Below are 20018 nucleotides of genomic sequence, written 5' to 3'. Positions count from 1 at the left end.
AATCTTCCGAGTTCTACGTTCCTTGCCAGCTCGTGTAGCATCCGCGCCTATGAAGTTTCCAGGAAGATTCACCAGCAGCTTGATTCTGCTGTTCACAAGCTGCGGCGCACTGGCGCAAAGCGAATTGGACGTGCGCATCAAACCCGCCAACGACGCGCTGAAAGCCAACATCGAAGGCTATATCGGCGGCGTGGGCGATCGCGACGAAGAGGCGCTGCTGCGGTTCAGCCGTGGCGCCGAGGAGCAGGCGCGCAAGGCCGCCCAGGCGCTGGGCTACTACCAACCGCGCATCGACAGCGATGTGAAAGGCGGCAAGAACCCGCGCCTGGTCCTTAATGTCGATCCCGGCGAACCGGTGCACCTGCGTGATGTGACGATTCGGGTCGATGGCCCGGCGGCCAGCCTCAAAGCGTTTCGCGTGCCCGCCGGTGACGATCTCAAGTCCGGCGCCGTGCTCAACCACGGCCATTACGAAGACGCCAAGCGCCTGATCCAGAACCAGGCCTCGCGCTACGGTTTTTTCAGCGGGCGCTTTACCCGGCAGAAACTTGCGGTGGACCCGCAGGCCGGCGTCGCCGATATCGAACTGGTCTACGACAGCGGCCCGCGCTACACCCTGGGCAAAGTCAGCTTTGCTGGCGATACGCCATTTGACGAGGACCTGCTGCACCGCATGGTGCCGTTCAAAAGCGGCGACCCCTACGACTCCGAACTTATCGCTGAGCTCAACCAGAACCTGCAGGCCAGTGGTTTTTTTGAAGGCGTGCGGGTGGACGCCGCACCCGCCGCCTCGACCCATGATGTGATCCCGGTCGCCGTGCAGCTGGATACACGTAAACCGCGCACCCTGGGCCTGGGCCTGGGTTACTCCACCGACGTCGGACCGCGCGGCAAAGCCAACTGGACGCGGCACTGGGTCAACCCCCAGGGCCATAGCTATGGCTGGGAAGCCGAGCTGTCGGCACCGCGGCAGAACGTCGGCCTTTGGTACGACATTCCCATGGACCCGCCGCTCACCGACAAATTGCGCTTTGCCGGCGGCTATCAGAACGAAGAAATCGCCAACACCGACACCCTGAGTAAATTGCTTACCCTCGGGCCGGAGTGGCACAGCAAGTTGCCCAGCGGCTGGACACGGGTGATCTCGCTCAAGTGGCAACGCGAGGAATATCGCCTGGGCAACGACTCGGGCCTGAGCAACCTGCTGATGCCAGGCGTCAGCTATTCCTACCTGCGCAGCGACAATCGTATTGACCCGCACCACGGCTACCGCCTGCAATTCGACGCCAAGGTGGCCAAGGAGGGGTTGGGGTCGGACACCAACCTCCTGTATGGCACGGCCATGGTCAAAGGCTTGACTACCCTGTGGGACAACCACCGGTTTCTCGCCCGCGCCCAAGTGGGCGGCAGCGCCACCAATGGTTACCAGTCGGTGCCGCCGTCGTTGCGTTTTTTTGCCGGTGGCGACCAGAGCGTGCGCGGCTATGAGTACCAGACCCTGTCCCCCGAAAACGACCGGGGAGATCGCATCGGTGGGCGCTACATGGTGGCGCTGAGTGCCGAGTACCAATATTCCATCGCCGAAAAATGGCGGATCGCGACCTTCATCGACCAGGGCAACTCCTTTAATGATCTGGAGCTGCCGAGCCTGAAGACCGGCGTCGGCGTCGGTGTGCGCTGGGTCTCGCCGGTCGGCCCGATTCGCCTGGACCTGGCCCATGCCCTGGAAGACCCGGGCGGCATTCGATTGCACTTTTCCATGGGGCCTGAGTTGTGATGCGGGGTGTGAAAATAGCCGGGCTGGCCGTGATGGCCGTCCTCACCGTGGCAGTGCTGACCGGCTGGGCGATACTCGGCACCCAGGCCGGCAGCCGTTGGGCGTTGGCGCGTGTGCCGGGGTTGAGCGTGGAGAATTTCCACGGCCACCTGGGCGGCCAATGGCGCGCCGACCATCTGCTCTGGCAGCAGGACAGCAGCCGCGTCGAACTCCAGGCGCCGACGTTCGCGTGGTCGCCGGCCTGTCTGCTGCGCATGACCTTGTGCATCGATCAACTGGATGTGGAGCAGGTCAGCCTGCAATTTCCCCCCAGTGGCGACGAGAGCAGCGGACCGATTCAACTGCCGGACTTGAAATTGCCGGTGGCCCTGCAGTTGGGCGACGTCCGTGTCGGTCGTCTGTTGTTCAACGGCAGCGAGGAACTCAAGGGCCTGCAACTGGCGGCGCACTGGACCGCGGCGGGGATGCAGATCGACGCCGTGCACCTGCGGCGCGACGACCTGGTCCTGGACCTGAGCGGCCTGTTGCAGCCCAGCGGCGATTGGCCGTTGACCGCCAGCGGCAATCTGAGCCTGCCTTACGCACCCGGCGGCGCGCCGTGGACGGTGGCGCTGAAGATCGACGGCGACCTGCTCAAGACCCTCAAACTCGACGCCGACAGCAGCGGCTACCTGCCGGCCAAACTCAGCGGCGAACTGCAACCGCTGGCGGAAAACCTGCCCGCCCAACTGCGCATCACCGCCGATGGCTTCAAGCCCAGTGCTGATTTGCCCGACACCCTGCAACTCAATCAACTGGACCTTACCGCCAAGGGCGACCTGAGCCGTGGCTACCAACTGCAAGGCAAGGCCGTGTTGCCGGCGGAAAAAGGCCCGGTGGACCTGCTGCTGCAAGGCAAGGTAGACGCCAAAGGCGCGCAGATCACCGGCCTGGACGTGAATGCCGGCGACAAACAAAGCCTGAAACTCAGCGCCAACCTGGACTGGCAGCAAGGCTTCAGCGCCGATGCCAAAATCGCCTGGCTGGATTTCCCGTGGCATCGGCTGTACCCGCTGATCGACGAGCCCCAAGTGGCGTTGCGTACCTTCAACGGCGAGATTGCCTATAAGGACGGCAACTACCTCGGTAACCTTACGGCCAACCTCGATGGCCCGGCCGGCCCGTTCTCGGTGGTCACGCCGTTCAGCGGCGACCTTACGCAAGTGTTCCTGCCGGAGCTGAAACTGAGCGCCGGTCAGGGCAAGGCCGAAGGTCACCTGAACCTGCAATACGCCGACGGCGTTGCGTGGGACACCGCGTTGGACCTGTCGGCGCTGAACCCGGCGTACTGGGTGGCGGAGTTGCCCGGCACTCTGGCCGGACCGCTGCGCAGCAAGGGCGAATTCAAGAACGAACAACTCAAACTCAACGCCGACCTTGACCTCAAGGGCCGCCTGCGCGGGCAGACCGCCGTGCTGGCGGCCAAGGCCGACGGCGCCGGCGAGCAATGGACCCTCGCCAACCTCGACCTGCGCCTGGGCGACAACCGCATCCAGGGCAGCGGCAGCCTGCAGCAGCGCCTGGCCGGGCAGATCGATATCAAACTCACACGCCTGGCCCAGTTGTGGCCACAGCTGCGCGGTCAGATCAACGGCCGGCTCGACGTGGCCGGCACGCTCAAGGTGCCTCAGGGCAAGCTTGGCCTCAAGGGCCAGCAACTGGCGTTTGCCGACAACCGCCTGCAAACCCTCAGCCTCGACGCCTCGCTGGATAACGCCCAACGCGCAAAGATCGACCTCAAGGGCAGCGGCCTCCAGAGCGGTGACACCCAGGTCGGCACGCTCACCGCCAGCGCCCAGGGCGATATCCGGCAGCAAAAGGTCCAGCTCGACCTGGCCGGCCCGTTGGTCAAACTGGCCTTGGCGCTGGACGGCAATCTTGACCAGGGCAACTGGCGCGGGCGCCTGGCCAGCGGCGATGTGCAGGCCGGCGGCCAGGACTGGCGGCTGCAGGCTCCGGCCAGGATCGAACGCCTGGCCGATGGCCGACTGACATTTGCGGCGCACTGCTGGGTCTCCGGTGCGTCGAGCCTGTGCGGCGAAGACCAGCGTCTGATGCCCGAACCGAAGTTGCGTTATCACCTCAAGCAGTTCCCCATCGACAGCCTGGCGGCGTTTTTGCCCAAGGATTTCGCCTGGCAGGGTCGCCTCAATGCCGACCTGCAACTGGACCTGCCCGCCAGCGGTCCCAAGGGCATCGTGTCGGTGGATGCCAGCGGTGGCACCCTGCGCGTCAAGGACAAGGCCCAGTGGTTGGACTTTCCCTATGAGACCCTCAAGCTGGAAACCACCCTCAACCCTCGGCGCATCGATACGCAGCTGAATTTCCGCGGCGGCCAGCTCGGCGAATTGCTGCTGCAGGCGCAGATCAACCCATTGCCGAAAAACAAGCCGATCACTGGCAATTTCAGCCTGATGGGGCTGGACCTGGCCGTGGCGCGGCCGTTCGTGCCGATGGTGGAAAAACTCAGCGGCAAGCTCAACGGCAACGGCCGCATCAGCGGCGGCCTGCTGGCGCCGCAGGTCAACGGCAGCGTTAACCTGGTGGGCGGCGAAGTGTCCGGGCCGGAACTGCCCATCAGTCTCGAAGGGCTGAATGTGCAGGCGTTGATTGCCGGTGAAAGTGTGCAACTGAACGGCGGCTGGCGCAGCGGCAAAGCCGGGCAGGGCAGCCTCAAGGGGCAGGTCGATTGGGGCCAGGCCTTGGCGATGGACCTGCAACTGCAGGGCACGCAACTGCCCGTCACGGTGGAACCCTACGCCGAGCTGGAAGTGGCGCCCGACCTGAAAATCAGCCTCAAGAACGACAGGTTGGCCGTTGCCGGCAAGGTGCGCATCCCGCGTGGCGACATCACCGTGCGCGAATTGCCGCCGTCGACCGTCAAGGTGTCGGATGACACGGTGATCATCGGCAGCCAGACCGAAGAGGGCAAGCCACCGATGGCCATGGCCATGGATATCGACGTGGTGGTGGGTGAAGACCGGCTGAATTTTTCCGGTTTCGGCCTGACCGCCAAGGTCCAGGGTCAGGTGCACATCGGCGACAACCTCGACACCCGTGGCGAGCTGTGGCTCAACGACGGCCGCTACCGCGCCTATGGGCAGAAGCTTGACGTGCGCCGTGCGCGCCTGCTGTTCGCCGGGCCGCTGGACCAGCCGTACCTGGACATCGAAGCGATCCGCAAGACCGACGACGTGACCGCCGGTATTCGCCTGAGCGGTAGTGCCGAGCAGCCCACTACGCAAATCTTCTCGGAACCGGCCATGAGCCAGGAACAGGCGCTGTCCTACCTGGTGCTGGGGCGCCCGTTAAGCACTACCGGCGAAGACAACAACATGCTCGCCCAGGCTGCCCTGGGTCTGGGCCTGATGGGCAGCGCCGGGGTGACGTCGGACATCGCTAACAAGCTCGGCATTCGCGATTTCGACCTCGACACCCAGGGCAGCGGCAACAACACCGCTGTGGTCGCCAGCGGCAAAATCACCGAAAAACTCAGCCTGCGCTATGGCGTTGGCGTATTCGAGCCTGCCAACACCATCGCCTTGCGCTACCTGCTGAGTAAAAAGGTCTACCTGGAAGTGGCCAGTGGCGTGGCCAGCTCCTTGGATATCTTCTACAAGCGCGATTTCTAAACCCAGCGGGGATAGAAATGTAGGAGGGAGCTTGCTGTGGTGAGCGGTTTTTTTGTGGTGAGCGGGCTTGCCCCGCGCTGGGCTGCGAAGCAGACCCAAACCCAGGCACGTCGGTGTATCAGCTAAACCACATCGCCTGGAATGGGGCCGCTTCGCGGCCCAGCGCGGGGCAAGCCCGCTCGCCACAGCAAGCCCCCTCCCACATTAAGTCTGTCTTTCACCCACCCATCGCCAAACTACCAAGCAAGCTAATTATTCCATTTGACTTTCGCTGCCTAGGCAGTAATATCTCGTCACACATTCACTGCCTAGGCAGTAATAAGGTGACTTCCAATGCCGCACTTCACCCCGGACAACTTCCACAACTGCCACCTCGGCCTGCTGCTGGGCCGCGCCGCGCTCCTCAAGGACCGCATCATCGACACCCATATGGAACCCCACGGCATCACCGCCGCACAGTTCAAGGTGTTGATCATCATGGCCCAGTTCGGCGTCGATACGCCGGCGGAGCTGTGTCGCAACCTGTCCCTGGACAGCGGCTCAATGACGCGCATGCTCGATCGGCTGGAGCAGAAGGGCTTGCTGTGCCGGCAGCGTTCCGAACAGGACCGGCGCCAGGTGCAACTGGTCCTCACCGCCGATGGCCAGCGCTTGGCGGACATGCTGCCGCACATCGGCGCCGCTGCGCTGAATCAGCTGGCCGGTGTGCTCGAACCGGGCGAGCTGGAAACCCTGGAACGCATCCTCAAGAAAATTCTGATAGCGGCAGGCGACCCCATCACCCTGCAGCGGGTAGGTAAAGCATGAACACACGCGCCCTTTGCCTGGTGCTCGTGGCCATGAGCATGGCCGGTTGCGCCAACTACAGCGGCCTCGACACCCAGGGCCGGCGCCTTGACGCCAACACCCTGCACACCGACAAGTCCCTGAGCGGGGTAACGCTCTCCAGCGCTGCCTGGCCGAGCGCCGACTGGTGGAAAAGCCTCGGCGACCCGCAGCTCGACGGCCTGATCAACGAAGCCCTGCAAAACAGCCCGGATATGCAGGTGGCCAGCGCCCGCGCGCACCAGGCTGAAGCCGCTGCCTACGCCGCCGACGCCGCGCGCATGCCCACCCTGGATGCCAGCGCCGGTGTGAGCCGTTCGCGCCTGGCCAAGGACCAGGACCCGCGCGGGCAGGGCGATGCCTACTCGACGGTGCGCAACATCGGCGCCAGCTTCAATTACACCTTCGACCTCTGGGGTGGCCAGCGCGCCGCCTGGGAGGCCGCATTGGGCCAGGCGCGTGCCGCCCAGGTCGATCAACAGGCTGCGCGCCTGACCCTGGCCGCCGATGTGGCCAAGGCCTACAGCGATCTGGGCCAGGCCCATATCGTGCGTGACCTCGCCGAGGAAGACCTCAAGCGCACCCGGCAAATGCTCGAACTGAGCCAGCGCCGCCTGGATTCGGGCATCGACAGCCACTACCAGTACCAGCAAACCGAAAGCCTGGCGGCGAGTTCCGAGTCGCAGTTGATCGATGCGCAGAAACAACTGCAGAGCGCCAGGATCGCCCTGGCAGTGTTGCTCGGTAAAGGCCCGGACCGTGGCGGCGAACTGGCACGCCCGGCCGTGCTCAAGCCTGCCGCCGTGGCGGTGCCTGCGGTGCTGCCCGCCGAGCTGTTGGGCCGGCGTCCCGACCTGATTGCCGCGCGCTGGCGCGTGGAGGCGGCGAGTCGCACCATCGATGCGAGCAAAACCCGCTTCTACCCCAACCTCAATCTCAGCGCGAGCGCCGGCGCCGAGTCGTTGCTGGGCGATGCGATGTTCGGCTCGGCCAGTCGCTTCTTCAATATTGCGCCGACGATCTCGTTGCCGATCTTCGACGGCGGCCGCCTGCGCGCCGACCTCGACGCCCGCGACGCCGACTACGACCTGGCCGTGGCGCAATACAACAAAACCCTGGTGCAAGCTCTGGGCGATATCGGCAACACCTTGTCCCAACTGCGCGACACCGGCCGGCAGATCCAGGCCCAGCAACACGCTACGGACATTGCGCAGCAGTCCTACGACACAGTGGTCCAGCGCTACGGCTCCGGCATCGGCAGCTACCTGGATGTGCTCAGCATCGAGCAGCAGCTGCTGCAGGCCCAGCGTCAGCTGGCGAGCCTCAATGCCGGGCAGATCACCCTGTCGATCCAATTGATGCAGGCCCTGGGCGGCGGCTACGGCGCCAGCAATGTCGCGTCGACCACCCCCGCCACCCGCACGGAATAATTCGAGGTATTTGTCATGGCCACTGCCGAACACTCCAACGCCACACCACAACCGAACACCACCAGCAACCCGCGCAAGCGCAAAGTCATGCTGATCGGCCTCGCGCTGATCGTCATCCTGGGCGTGGTCGGCGTGTGGGCCTGGTACGAACTGTACGGGCGCTTCAATGAAAGCACCGACGATGCCTACGTGAACGGCAACGTGGTGGAAATCACTCCGCTGGTCACCGGCACCGTGGTGAGCATCGGCGCCGATGATGGTGACCTGGTGCATGCCGGTCAGGTGCTGGTCAATTTCGACCCGAACGACGCCGCCGTCGGCCTGCAAAGTGCCCAGGCCAATCTGGCGCGCACCGTGCGCCAGGTGCGCGGCTTGTACAGCAACGTCGACGGCATGAAGGCTCAGGTCAATGCGCAGAAAGCCGACGTGCAGACTGCGCAGGACAACTACAACCGGCGTAAGACCCTGGCCCAGGGCGGTGCGATTTCCCAGGAAGAACTGTCCCACGCCCGCGACAGCCTGACCGCTGCTAAGAACGCCCTGACCAACCTTGAGCAGCAACTCAAAACCACCAACGCCCTGGTGGACGACACGGTCATCAGCTCGCACCCCGACGTGCAGGCCGCCGCCGCGCAACTGCGCCAGGCTTACCTGACCAACGCGCGCAGCACCTTGATCGCGCCGGTCACCGGTTACGTGGCCAAGCGCAGCGTGCAATTGGGCCAGCGCGTGCAACCAGGCACGGCGTTGATGGCGGTGATCCCACTGGACCAGCTGTGGATCGACGCCAACTTCAAGGAAACCCAACTGCGCGATATGCGCATCGGCCAGCCGGTGGACATTGAGTCGGACATCTACGGCAGCGACGTTAAATACAGCGGCACCGTCGACAGCCTCGGCGCCGGCACCGGCAGCGCATTCGCCTTGCTGCCGGCGCAGAACGCTACCGGTAACTGGATCAAGATCGTGCAGCGTGTGCCGGTGCGTATCCATATCAATGCCGAAGAGCTGGCCAAGCACCCGCTGCGCGTGGGCTTGAGCACCGTGGTCAACGTCGACCTGCATGATCAGAGCGGCCCGGTGCTGGCGCAGCAACCGCCGCAGAAGGCTTCGTTCACCACCTCGGTGTATGACCAGCAACTGGCCGAGGCCGATGCCATGATCACGCAACTGATCCATGCCAACAGCGTCGCCGCACCCAAGGCTGCGCAACGCTGATGAGCAAGGAAGCCTCGTTCACGCCGCCCAGCCTGCTGATGGCCACCATTGGCCTGTCGCTGGCGACCTTTATGCAGGTGCTCGACACCACCATCGCCAACGTGGCGTTGCCGACTATCTCCGGCAACCTGGGCGTGAGTTCGGAGCAGGGCACCTGGGTGATCACCTCGTTTGCGGTGAGCAACGCGATTGCCTTGCCGCTCACCGGCTGGTTGAGCCGGCGCTTTGGCGAGGTGAAACTGTTCCTGTGGGCGACCATGCTGTTTGTATTGGCGTCGTTCCTCTGCGGGATTTCCACCTCGATGCCCGAATTGATCGGGTTTCGGGTGCTGCAAGGCCTGGTGGCGGGGCCGTTGTACCCGATGACCCAGACGCTGCTGATCGCGGTGTACCCGCCGGCCAAGCGCGGCATGGCCCTGGCGCTGCTGGCGATGGTCACGGTGGTGGCGCCGATTGCCGGGCCGATCCTCGGCGGTTGGATCACCGACAGTTACAGCTGGCCGTGGATCTTCTTTATCAACGTACCCATCGGCATCTTTGCGGTGATGGTGGTGCGCTCGCAATTGAAGAAACGTCCGGTGCACACCAGTTACCAACCCATGGACTACGTCGGGTTGCTCAGCTTGATCGTGGGGGTGGGTGCGTTGCAGATCATCCTCGACAAGGGCAATGACCTGGACTGGTTCGAATCGAATTTCATCATTATCGGCGCGGCGATTTCGGCGATTGCCCTGGCGGTGTTCGTGATCTGGGAAATGACCGACGAGCATCCGGTGGTCAACCTGCGGTTGTTTGCCTATCGTAACTTCCGCATCGGCACCATCGTGTTGATCCTCGGCTACGCCGGTTTCTTCGGCATCAACCTGATCCTGCCGCAGTGGTTGCAGACCCAGATGGGCTACACCGCCACGTGGGCCGGGCTGGCGGTGGCGCCGATCGGTATTCTACCGGTGCTGATGTCGCCGTTCGTGGGCAAGTACGCGCACAAGTTCGACCTGCGCCTGCTGGCGGGGCTGGCGTTCCTGGCAATTGGCTTGAGCTGCTTTATGCGCGCGGGCTTCACCAATGAAGTGGACTTTACCCATATCGCCCTGGTGCAACTGTTTATGGGGATCGGCGTGGCGTTGTTCTTCATGCCGACCTTGAGCATCCTGATGTCCGATCTGCCCCCGCAGCAGATCGCCGACGGCGCCGGTCTTGCGACGTTTCTGCGGACCCTGGGCGGCAGCTTTGCTGCCTCGTTGACCACCTGGATCTGGATCCGCCGCGCCGATCAGCACCATGCGTACATGAGCGAAAACATGACCGTCTACGACTCGGCCACCCGCGATGCCTTGCAGGCGTTGGGCGGAGCAGGGCAGAAGGCCTATACGCAGCTGGACCACATCCTCACCAGCCAGGCGTACATGATGTCCACCGTGGACTACTTCACTTTGCTGGGCTGGATGTTCATGGCATTGATGCTGCTGGTGTGGCTGGCCAAGCCGCCGTTTGGTGCCAAGGCAGGGCCGGAAGCGTCCGGCCACTGATTGGCAAAGACTCAAATGCAATCAATTGTGGGAGGCAGTTTGCCGCTTCCCACATTTTGATCTGTGTTCACATTGGATCCGCGGGGTTTGAGGATCAGGCGCCAGGCAACGCCAGCTGCGGATTGACGAAGTCAAACGCCGCCAGTTGAAACCCTTGCTCATCCACCTGCAACGCCCAGCCCTGCTTGTCCCAATCCCCGAGCACAATGCGCCGGGCAGCCTGGTCGCCGATCTGCAGCTTGTGGATCGCCGGGCGGTGGGTGTGGCCGTGGACCAGCGTGTGCACGCCGAAGTGCTGCATCACCCGGGGTACTTCCTCGGGAGTGACATCGACAATGTCGTTGGCCTTCATGCGCGTTTGCGCACGGCTTTCGCTGCGCAGCTTGCGCGCCAGCTTGTGGCGGCTGGCCAAGGGCAGGTGGCGCAGGATAAACAGCACAATGGGGTTACGCAGGATGCGCCGCAGCTTCATGTAGCCGAGGTCGCGGGTGCACAGGCTGTCGCCGTGCATCAGCAGCACGGGCTCACCGTGCAGCTGCACCACGCTCGGGTCTTTAAGCAGGGTGGCGCCGGCGGCTTTGCAGAAGGCCTTGCCGAGCAGGAAATCGCGGTTGCCGTGCATGATGAAAATCGCGGTGCCGCTGTCGCTCAGTTCGCGCAAGTGCGCGCAGATCGAGCGTTGGAATTCGGTCATCCCATCGTCGCCAATCCAGGCTTCGAAGAAGTCCCCCAGAATGTACAACGCCTGGGCACCACGGGCACGGCCGTGGAGCAGATCCAGAAACGCCCGGGTGATGTCCGGGCGCTCCTCTTCCAGATGCAAATCTGAAATCAGCAATATCACCCAACGATCTCGGCTTTCTCGACGATCACGTCTTCAGCAGGGACGTCCTGGTGGCCGGCCTTGGAGGTGGTGGACACGCCTTTGATCTTGTCGACAACGTCCTGGCCTTCGGTGACTTTACCGAATACCGCGTAGCCCCAGCCTTGCACGTTCTTGCCGCTGTGGTTGAGGAAGGTGTTGTCGGCCACGTTGATGAAGAACTGCGCGGAGGCCGAATGCGGCTCCATGGTACGGGCCATGGCGACGGTGTACTTGTCGTTGGAGAGGCCGTTGTCCGCTTCGTTCTGGATGCTTGGGCGCTTGTCTTTCTTTTCTTTCATGCCAGGCTCGAAACCGCCGCCTTGAATCATGAAGTTGCCGATGACACGGTGGAAAACCGTGTTTTCGTAGTGGCCGGCTTTAACGTATTCGATGAAGTTGGCGACGGTGATCGGCGCTTTCTCGGCGTTCAGCTCGATGACAATGTCACCGTGGTTTGTGGTCAGTTTGACTTGAGTCATGTGCACTACTCTTTTCAGGGAATTCGTGGGTTTGGGCGCGCAGAGCGCCTGACCTGTCTGGCTAAACGGCGGCCAAGGCGCGCAGTTTAGCGTGCCCGGCAGGAATTTCGAGGTGGTTTTTTACCGCCCGTGCATTAAATGCAGCAGTTTTGGGCCACGCTCTGTCAGCGGCTTGACCGCTTCGGCTATGATAAGCCCTTTGTTTTATCTGGCCGCAAACGGCCACGAACCTGTCTGTTCAAGGATCCTATGAGCAAGCCCACTGTCGACCCTACCTCGAATTCCAAGGCCGGACCTGCCGTCCCGGTCAATTTCCTGCGCCCGATCATCCAGGCGGACCTGGATTCGGGCAAGCACACGCAGATCGTCACCCGTTTCCCGCCTGAGCCCAACGGCTACCTGCACATCGGTCACGCCAAGTCGATCTGCGTGAACTTCGGCCTGGCCCAGGAATTCGGCGGCGTCACCCACCTGCGTTTCGACGACACCAACCCGGCCAAGGAAGACCAGGAATACATCGACGCCATCGAAAGCGACGTGAAGTGGCTGGGTTTCGAATGGTCCGGTGAAGTGCGCTATGCCTCGCAGTACTTCGACCAGTTGCACGACTGGGCCGTGGAGTTGATCAAGGCCGGCAAGGCCTACGTCGACGACCTGAGCCCGGAACAGGCCAAGGAATACCGTGGCACGCTCACCGAACCGGGCAAGAACAGCCCGTTCCGCGACCGTTCGGTGCAAGAGAACCTCGACTGGTTCGCCCGCATGCGCGCCGGCGAGTTCCCGGACGGCGCCCGTGTGCTGCGCGCCAAGATCGACATGGCCTCGCCGAACATGAACCTGCGCGACCCGATCATGTACCGCATCCGCCACGCCCATCACCACCAGACCGGCGACAAGTGGTGCATCTACCCCAACTACGACTTCACCCACGGCCAGTCGGACGCCATCGAAGGCATCACCCACTCCATCTGCACCCTGGAGTTCGAAAGCCATCGCCCATTGTACGAATGGTTCCTGAGCAATCTGCCGGTGCCGGCTCAGCCGCGCCAGTACGAATTCAGCCGCCTGAACCTCAACTACACCATCACCAGCAAGCGCAAGCTCAAGCAACTGGTCGATGAAAAGCACGTACATGGCTGGGATGACCCGCGCATGTCCACGCTGTCGGGCTTCCGCCGCCGTGGCTATACCCCGGCGTCGATTCGCAATTTCTGCGAGATGGTCGGCACCAACCGCTCCGACGGCGTGGTCGACTACGGCATGCTCGAATTCAGCATCCGCCAGGACCTCGACGCGAACGCGCCGCGCGCCATGTGCGTGCTGCGCCCGTTGAAAGTGGTGATCACCAACTATCCGCAAGACAAGGTCGACAATCTCGAATTGCCGCGTCATCCGCAGAACGAAGCGCTCGGCGTGCGCAAGCTGCCGTTCGCCCGTGAAATCTACATCGACCGTGACGATTTCATGGAAGAACCGCCAAAGGGCTATAAGCGCCTGGAGCCGAACGGCGAAGTGCGCCTGCGCGGCAGTTATGTGATCCGCGCCGACGAAGCGATCAAGGACGCCGACGGCAACATCGTCGAACTGCACTGCTCGTACGACCCGGACACCTTGGGCAAGAACCCTGAAGGCCGCAAGGTCAAGGGCGTAATCCACTGGGTGCCGGCCGCCGCCAGCGTCGAGTGCGAAGTGCGTCTGTACGACCGTCTGTTCCGCTCGCCGAATCCCGAGAAGGCCGAAGACAGCGCCAGTTTCCTCGACAACATCAACCCTGACTCCCTGCAAGTACTCACTGGTTGTCGTGCCGAGCCATCGCTTGGCGACGCACAGCCGGAAGACCGTTTCCAGTTCGAGCGCGAAGGCTACTTCTGCGCGGATATCAAGGACTCGAAACCTGGTGCTCCGGTATTCAACCGTACCGTGACCCTGCGTGATTCGTGGGGCCAGTGATTCTCTAAGGAAGCCGTTGTGCTAACGATCTACAACACACTCAGCAAGACCAAAGAAGTCTTCAAGCCGCTCGATGGCAACAAGGTGCGCATGTACGTGTGCGGCATGACCGTGTACGACTACTGCCACATCGGCCACGGCCGCAGCATGGTGGCCTTCGACCTGGTGACCCGCTGGCTGCGTTTCAGCGGCTATGACCTGACCTATGTGCGCAACATCACCGACATCGACGACAAGATCATCAACCGCGCCAACGAAAACGGCGAGTCGTTCGACGCGCTGACCGAGCGCATGATCGCCGCCATGCACGAGGACGAGGCGCGCCTCAACATCCTCAAGCCGGACATGGAGCCGCGTGCCACGGACCACATCCCCGGCATGCACGCGATGATCCAGACCCTGATCGACAAGGGTTACGCCTACGCCCCAGGCAATGGCGACGTGTACTACCGCGTCGCCAAGTTCATGGGCTACGGCAAGCTGTCGCGCAAGAAAATCGAAGACCTGCGCATTGGCGCGCGCATCGAAGTCGACGAAGCCAAGCAGGATCCGCTCGACTTCGTGCTGTGGAAAGCCACCAAGCCCGGCGAGCCGAGCTGGGAGTCGCCGTGGGGCGCAGGCCGTCCGGGCTGGCACATCGAGTGCTCGGTTATGTCCACCTGCTGCCTGGGCGAGACCTTCGACATTCATGGCGGCGGCAGCGACCTGGAGTTCCCGCACCACGAAAACGAAATCGCCCAGAGCGAAGCCGCCACCGGCAAGACCTACGCCAATGCCTGGATGCACTGCGGCATGATCCGCATCAATGGCGAGAAGATGTCCAAGTCCTTGAACAACTTCTTCACCATCCGCGACGTGCTGGAAAAGTACCACCCGGAAGTGGTGCGTTACCTGCTGGTGTCCAGCCACTACCGCAGCGCCATCAACTACTCGGAAGACAACCTCAAGGATGCCAAGGGCGCCCTGGAGCGGTTCTACCACGCGTTGAAAGGCTTGCCATCCGTGGCGCCGGCCGGCGGCGAAGCGTTCGTGTCGCGGTTCACCGAAGTCATGAACGACGACTTCGGCACCCCCGAAGCCTGTGCGGTGTTGTTCGAAATGGTGCGCGAGATCAACCGCCTGCGCGAGAGCGATCTCGACGCAGCGGCGGGCCTGGCGGCGCGCTTGAAAGAACTGGCGAGCGTATTGGGCGTGTTGCAGATGGAAGCCGACGACTTCCTGCAGGCTGGCGCCGAAGGGCGTGTGGATGCGGCGCAAGTGGATGCGTTGATTCAGGCGCGTTTGGCTGCGCGTGCTAACAAGGACTGGGCGGAATCCGACCGTATCCGTGACCAACTGACCGCAATGGGCGTGGTGTTGGAAGACGGCAAGGGTGGGACAACGTGGCGGTTGGCTGATCAGGCCTGATTGGCAAACGCCGGATGAAAAACGCCCCGACTGGTTCGGGGCGATCGTTCCCAAGCTCCGCGTGGGAATGCATCCCGTGACGCTCTGCGTCACAAGTGCGCAGGATCTGAGACTCGTGTCGCTGGCGGGACGCGGAGCGTCCCAGGCAGCGTTCCCACGCAGAGCGTGGGAGCGATCACGCCGGGGCAAGCCCCTCCCATGGATTAGCCCAATCGATCTCAGATTTATCTCTGAAGTCTACTTTCATTGAGGTTTAGTGTTTTCTCCACCATCAACTGAATCCCTTCCAGCATTCGACAAATTCCCAGAGCCACGCTGCGCGGATTACCGTCGATCTCAAAAGCCAGATGATTTGCCAGCGCTTGAACTGACGCCAGGTCCTCTGAAGCGTTGATCAATAAGGTTTCTGCATCTAATCCTTCGCGCACAGCAAACAGACCTGTTCCGTTACCTGACGGCTCTGGTTTCGAAGATGGGTTCAAATAATGGTTAATCGCTTGATGAGCAGAAACTTGAAACTGGGATGAATCCAGCGGCGGATTTGGACTGTCTTTAATCATGGCGAAGCTCCTAGAGTAGTGGAGTCGCCACCCATCGCTGCGAAACGATTTCAGGGTGGCAGCTGTACGCAGGTTCGCAGACCGGGACTCTAGGCACCCGGCATACCCGAAGGTATCCCGCGCACAGCCGCCATAACATCAGGCATAAAAAAGCGCCCGCTATCTTGTGGTGGACGCTGTGCGTCTAGAGTTTAACCGGGCTGCGAAACCCGGTCGCTGAATTTGCAGCGACCGCCGAAGATTAGGCAGGCATCTTCCGGGCAGCAACCTTAAAACGCTGTCGGAAATTTCCTTGCTGCGTTTACCCACCTGAAGTTTGCAATACCTGTGCTAGGTAGGGGGGCCTTGTACTGACTTTATAGGCGTTACTAGCTGCGTCGTTATAGATCGTCTCGTGGTACTTGCCGTCCTTGAAATGCAAAGCGACGCCATCATCGACCGCGTAGGCGGGTCGTATCCCCTCACGCTGAACAAGCTCGACAAACGACGTTTCCCTTCCTGCTTCTGAGCTGAAATGCGGACACAGTGCTCCTGGCAGCAAGCCCAGGCCGTGAACCAGCTCAAACACTCCCCCTGAATCGGAATGCCCATGCTCGAACCAGCAAATGGCGCCTGCACTGACACCACATAGGACTTTGCCGTTTTCCCAAGCCCTCTTCAGATGGTCCACTACAGCAAATTCGCGCCAGATCGCCAACATGGCGCGGGTATTTCCGCCTGGTACGTAAATAATGTCGGCTTGCTCAAAGAGTGATGAAATATGATTGGCGTTGGAGAAGGGTGAAATGAAAAATGCCAGCGTGGTTACACGGCAGTCAGCGCTTTCATATTTGGCGGTGAAATCGGAAATCTTGATTCGGTCATCGCCATTGGCGGTGGAGATGTAGAGCACAGTAGGGTGCGTTTTGCCTGATGACGCGACGATGTGTTTATCGATACGCGTCATACGCTGCATGTCTTCGGTGGACTCGCCGCCGATAACAATAATGTGCTTAGTCATCCTGACCTCCTGTCCGTCTTGCGCGATATGAGTGTCTGCCGCCGCTATGAAGATTGCATCACTTGATACCGACTTTGAACAAAACCATTGTCCGACTCATGCGTGCCGATATGGCGAAGCTCAAGTTCTCGACCGATCTGGCTGAAGAGTGGGATCCCTTGCCCGAGTAAAACCGGGATACGCGTAATGATCAGCTCATTGACCAGGCCCGCGTCAAGAAACGCCTGGATCGTCTGGCCACCGTCGATATAGAGGTGCTTCATACCGCGTTCGGCTAACGTTGCCACGAGTGAGGTGACGTCTGCTGCCATGACCTCGACCTTGCCCTCCAGATGCGCAGGGATCTGCAGAGGCTGATGGGAGAGTGCAATGACGGGAGTGCCCTCGTAGGGCCAATCCGGAAAGGACAAGACTTTCTCCAGGGTTTTGCGACCCATTACCAGTGCATCGACCGTGGCGATGAAGCGTTCATAGGTCACGCCGTTCAGCTCGGCGGTTTCGTATTCCGGTCGGTGCAACCATTCGATATCACCGTTTGGACGGGCAATAAAGCCGTCGATGCTGGTTGCGATAAAAACGGAACAGTGGATATCCATGGCGAAAACTCCTTTTAGTGCGCTTTGACGCTAATATTCATTTAATCCTCGGGTGCCACAACCGGGCGTCTGAGAAACAGTCTGATGCCCCTTTCTGCCGTGCGAGGATGTATGCGAAGTTGGTTGATCCGTTACCGTTACGCAATCATTTTCTGGATATGCTTCGGTGTTTTCCGTACCTCCCTGGCCGACTGGAATCCGATTCCCTCCGGCTCCATGCGCCCAACCCTGCTGGAAGGCGATGTGGTGCTGGTCAATCGCGTAGCGTATGACCTCAAGGTCCCGCTCACGGATATTTCCCTGGCCCACCTCGATAACCCCCAGCGCGGCGATGTGGTGACGTTTTCGTCACCCAAGGATGGCATGCGCCTGATCAAGCGGATTGTCGGCGTTCCCGGCGACACCCTGGAAATGCGCGATGAAGTGCTGTGGGTCAACGGTACGCCAGCCACCTACAGTGATGCGCAGGACATCAGCGAGCCAATTGTCCCAGGTCATACGGTACCGGGGATCAAGCTGAACGAATTGGCCGCCAACCGCCAGCGTACTGTGCAGTTCATGCCGACGGTGCGGGCGATGCGCAATTTCGCACCAGTGGTGGTGCCGGCCGACAGCTATTTCATGCTGGGGGATAACCGCGATAACAGCGATGACTCGCGATACATCGGCTTTGTGCCACGTCGGCTGTTGATCGGGCGGGCGCATCATGTGCTGGCATCGGCGCAGATCCTGGAGCATTGGATGCCACGCCTGAACAGATTTGGCGCGCCGATCCTGTAGGCGCTGGCTTGCCAGCGATTGCTGTATGTCAGTTGCATCCACCGCGACCGACACGCCGACATCGCCGGCAAGCCGGTTCCTACCGTTCGACGTGTGACGCGGCCCCCTGAATCCAGGCACTTACTTTTTGGTGAGCCCATCACCTTTTTGTGCGTTCTTGTGGGCTGTCCATCTCGTTCTTATCCTGCGGTCTTCGTTTACCCAGGAGTAGGTTTCATGAGTTTTGATCTCGGACTAAAAGGCCTTCGTGCACTGGTCACCGGTGGCACCAAAGGTATTGGCGCGGCCGTGGTGACGGTGTTGCATGAACAGGGCGCGCAGGTGATTTCGGTCGCGCGTTCGGCGGCGGATTCGACGCTTGAAGGCGTGCATTTCATCGCTGCCGACCTGGGCACTGCCGCGGGTTGTGCGAGCGTGACCGAGGCGGTGAAGGATCGGTTTGGTGAGGTGGATATCATCGTCAATGTGCTCGGCGGCTCCAGCGCGCCGGGTGGTGGTTTTGCGGTACTGGACGATGAGCAGTGGGCGAGTGCGCTGGGCCAGAACCTGATGGCGGCGGTGCGGTTGGATCGGGCGTTGTTGCCGGGGATGATCGAGCGTCGGGCAGGGGTGATTATTCATGTCACGTCGATCCAGCGAGAGTTGCCGTTGCCGGAGTCGACCACAGCGTATGCCGCTGCAAAGGCGGCGTTGGCGACGTATAGCAAGAGCCTGTCGAAAGAAGTGACGCCCAAGGGCATTCGGGTGGTACGGGTTTCTCCAGGCTGGGTGGAGACTGACGCGGCGGTGGCGCTGGCGGAGCGTCTGGCGGAGCAGGCGGGGACGGATTACGAGGGCGGCAAGCAGATCATCATGCAGGCGCTCGGCGGCATTCCGCTTGGACGGCCGGCCAAGCCCCAGGAGGTGGCTGACTTGATCGCCTTCCTGGTCTCGCCCCGCGCCGCGTCGATCAGCGGGACCGAGTACGTGATCGATGGCGGTACCGTTCCCACGGTTTAAGTCGTCGGCTTGGCAGCCTGCCATTTGAGCAGGCCATCCAGCACCGGGCACAGGCTCTGGCCCCACTCGGTCATGCGGTATTCCACTTTGGGTGGAACCACCGGATAGACCGTGCGCTGTACCAGCCCATCGGCTTCGAGCTGGCGCAATTGTTGGGCCAGCATCTTCTGCGAGATATCCGGGATCAGCCGCTCAAGGTCCGAATAACGTTGCACCTGGCCGCCGAACAGATGGAACAGGATGATCAGCTTCCACCGCCCGCCAAGCCAGGCGAGGGTGGTTTCGACGTCGGCGGCAGCGGTGGCAGGGGTGTAGGTTTTACTCATCGCATACGTCCTTGGATATTTCGGTCATTTGCCATTTGTTTTGACGCCGCCCGAATCCTGGCTTTAGATAGTCGCCACGACCAAACCCACGATGAAACTGGCGGTGATTCAAATGGATTGTATTTTCTGCAGCATTGTTCAAAAGACCTCCCCAGCGCACATTCTGTGGGAAGACGACCAGCATATGGCGTTTCTTTCGATCTTTCCCAACACACCGGGTTTCAGCGTGGTAATTCCCAAGCAGCACTACGGCAGCTATGCGTTTGCGCAGTCGGATGAGGTGTTGGCCGGGCTCGCGGTCGCGGCGAAGAAAACCGCGCTGCAGATTGATCGGGCGTTTCCGGATGTGGCGCGCACCGGGATGATGCTGGAAGGCTACGGCGTGGATCACCTGCATGCGAAGTTGTTTCCCATGCATGGGACGGGGTCGGACAGTGCGTTCAAACCGATCAGTTCAAAGGTGGACAAGTTTTTTGAAACGTATGAGGGCTACATTTCGTCCCACGATTTTGTGCGGGCGGATGATGTGGAACTGGCGCAATTGGCCGCGCATATCCGATCGCTCGCCTGATGTCCAAACTGTAGGAGTCGGCAAGCCGGCTCCTA

General features: G+C 61.5%; 17 protein-coding genes. 11 read left to right on the top strand and 6 right to left on the bottom strand.

What is annotated here, in order from left to right; all coding sequences use genetic code 11:
- The first annotated feature begins 49 nt into the window (after positions 1-49).
- The 6 genes from PSH94_RS15555 to PSH94_RS15530 all read left to right on the top strand — a co-directional run bounded on the left by PSH94_RS15555 (position 50) and on the right by PSH94_RS15530 (position 10450).
- On the top strand, positions 50-1777 hold the full coding sequence (locus tag PSH94_RS15555) for an autotransporter assembly complex family protein (protein WP_305435154.1): 1728 nt from the start codon (positions 50-52) through the stop codon (positions 1775-1777).
- On the top strand, positions 1777-5448 hold the full coding sequence (locus PSH94_RS15550) for a translocation/assembly module TamB domain-containing protein (RefSeq protein WP_305435153.1): 3672 nt from the start codon (positions 1777-1779) through the stop codon (positions 5446-5448). Before PSH94_RS15555 ends, PSH94_RS15550 begins: the two co-directional genes overlap by 1 nt.
- 333 nt (positions 5449-5781) lie before the next feature.
- Positions 5782-6255: a MarR family winged helix-turn-helix transcriptional regulator gene (locus tag PSH94_RS15545; RefSeq protein WP_181080945.1), complete on the top strand. Its 474-nt coding sequence runs from the start codon at positions 5782-5784 to the stop codon at positions 6253-6255.
- Positions 6252-7703 carry an efflux transporter outer membrane subunit gene (locus PSH94_RS15540; RefSeq protein ID WP_285428357.1) on the top strand — a complete coding sequence of 484 codons (1452 nt, stop codon included), beginning with the start codon at positions 6252-6254 and terminating at the stop codon, positions 7701-7703. The genes PSH94_RS15545 and PSH94_RS15540 overlap by 4 nt, the downstream gene beginning before the upstream one ends.
- 15 nt (positions 7704-7718) lie before the next feature.
- Positions 7719-8921, top strand: a complete 1203-nt coding sequence (locus PSH94_RS15535) for an HlyD family efflux transporter periplasmic adaptor subunit (RefSeq protein ID WP_305435151.1) — start codon at positions 7719-7721, stop codon at positions 8919-8921.
- The gene (locus PSH94_RS15530) at positions 8921-10450 is read left to right on the top strand and encodes a DHA2 family efflux MFS transporter permease subunit (protein WP_253508296.1); all 1530 of its coding nucleotides are present in this window, start codon (positions 8921-8923) and stop codon (positions 10448-10450) included. The genes PSH94_RS15535 and PSH94_RS15530 overlap by 1 nt, the downstream gene beginning before the upstream one ends.
- Positions 10451-10544: 94 nt before the next feature.
- Here the strand turns inward: PSH94_RS15530 and lpxH are convergent, their stop codons facing one another.
- Both lpxH and PSH94_RS15520 read right to left on the bottom strand, forming a co-directional pair.
- On the bottom strand, positions 10545-11294 hold the full coding sequence (gene lpxH, locus PSH94_RS15525) for a UDP-2,3-diacylglucosamine diphosphatase (RefSeq protein WP_305435147.1): 750 nt from the start codon (positions 11292-11294) through the stop codon (positions 10545-10547).
- Positions 11291-11794, bottom strand: coding sequence for a peptidylprolyl isomerase (locus PSH94_RS15520; protein ID WP_181080941.1), 504 nt, complete (start codon positions 11792-11794; stop codon positions 11291-11293). Before PSH94_RS15520 ends, lpxH begins: the two co-directional genes overlap by 4 nt.
- Positions 11795-12043: 249 nt before the next feature.
- On the opposite strand from PSH94_RS15520, the gene PSH94_RS15515 reads away from it, so the two are divergent.
- A complete protein-coding gene (locus tag PSH94_RS15515) occupies positions 12044-13744 on the top strand; it encodes a glutamine--tRNA ligase/YqeY domain fusion protein (RefSeq protein ID WP_305435145.1) in 1701 nt (566 codons plus the stop codon).
- 18 nt (positions 13745-13762) lie between these two features.
- On the top strand, positions 13763-15151 hold the full coding sequence (gene cysS, locus PSH94_RS15510; RefSeq protein ID WP_181080939.1) for a cysteine--tRNA ligase: 1389 nt from the start codon (positions 13763-13765) through the stop codon (positions 15149-15151).
- A 224-nt stretch (positions 15152-15375) separates the two neighbouring features.
- On the opposite strand, the gene PSH94_RS15505 is transcribed toward cysS, so the two are convergent.
- From PSH94_RS15505 to PSH94_RS15495, 3 genes are all read right to left on the bottom strand, one after another.
- Positions 15376-15711 (bottom strand): DUF6124 family protein, encoded by a 336-nt coding sequence (locus PSH94_RS15505; protein WP_124371107.1) that lies wholly within the window; start codon positions 15709-15711, stop codon positions 15376-15378.
- A 301-nt stretch (positions 15712-16012) separates the two neighbouring features.
- A complete protein-coding gene (locus tag PSH94_RS15500; RefSeq protein ID WP_305435141.1) occupies positions 16013-16711 on the bottom strand; it encodes a peptidase E in 699 nt (232 codons plus the stop codon).
- A gap of 44 nt (positions 16712-16755) precedes the next feature.
- Positions 16756-17307: a dihydrofolate reductase family protein gene (locus tag PSH94_RS15495; protein ID WP_305435139.1), complete on the bottom strand. Its 552-nt coding sequence runs from the start codon at positions 17305-17307 to the stop codon at positions 16756-16758.
- A 111-nt stretch (positions 17308-17418) separates the two neighbouring features.
- On the opposite strand from PSH94_RS15495, the gene lepB reads away from it, so the two are divergent.
- Complete coding sequence (gene lepB, locus PSH94_RS15490) at positions 17419-18087, top strand: signal peptidase I (RefSeq protein ID WP_065940102.1); 669 nt, start codon at positions 17419-17421, stop codon at positions 18085-18087.
- Positions 18088-18303: 216 nt separating this feature from the next.
- Positions 18304-19086, top strand: coding sequence for an SDR family oxidoreductase (locus tag PSH94_RS15485; RefSeq protein ID WP_305435136.1), 783 nt, complete (start codon positions 18304-18306; stop codon positions 19084-19086).
- Here the strand turns inward: PSH94_RS15485 and PSH94_RS15480 are convergent.
- Entirely contained in the window at positions 19083-19412 is a 330-nt protein-coding gene (locus PSH94_RS15480; RefSeq protein WP_065940100.1) for a helix-turn-helix domain-containing protein, read from the bottom strand. The two genes, PSH94_RS15485 and PSH94_RS15480, sit on opposite strands and share 4 nt — an antisense overlap.
- A gap of 112 nt (positions 19413-19524) precedes the next feature.
- On the opposite strand from PSH94_RS15480, the gene PSH94_RS15475 reads away from it, so the two are divergent.
- A complete protein-coding gene (locus PSH94_RS15475; protein ID WP_305437736.1) occupies positions 19525-19983 on the top strand; it encodes an HIT family protein in 459 nt (152 codons plus the stop codon).
- Positions 19984-20018: the final 35 nt, after the last annotated feature.

The sequence above is a fragment of the Pseudomonas sp. FP2254 genome (assembly GCF_030687695.1).
GTDB lineage: Bacteria > Pseudomonadota > Gammaproteobacteria > Pseudomonadales > Pseudomonadaceae > Aquipseudomonas > Aquipseudomonas quebecensis.
This window is presented reverse-complemented; position numbering and strand designations above follow the sequence as displayed.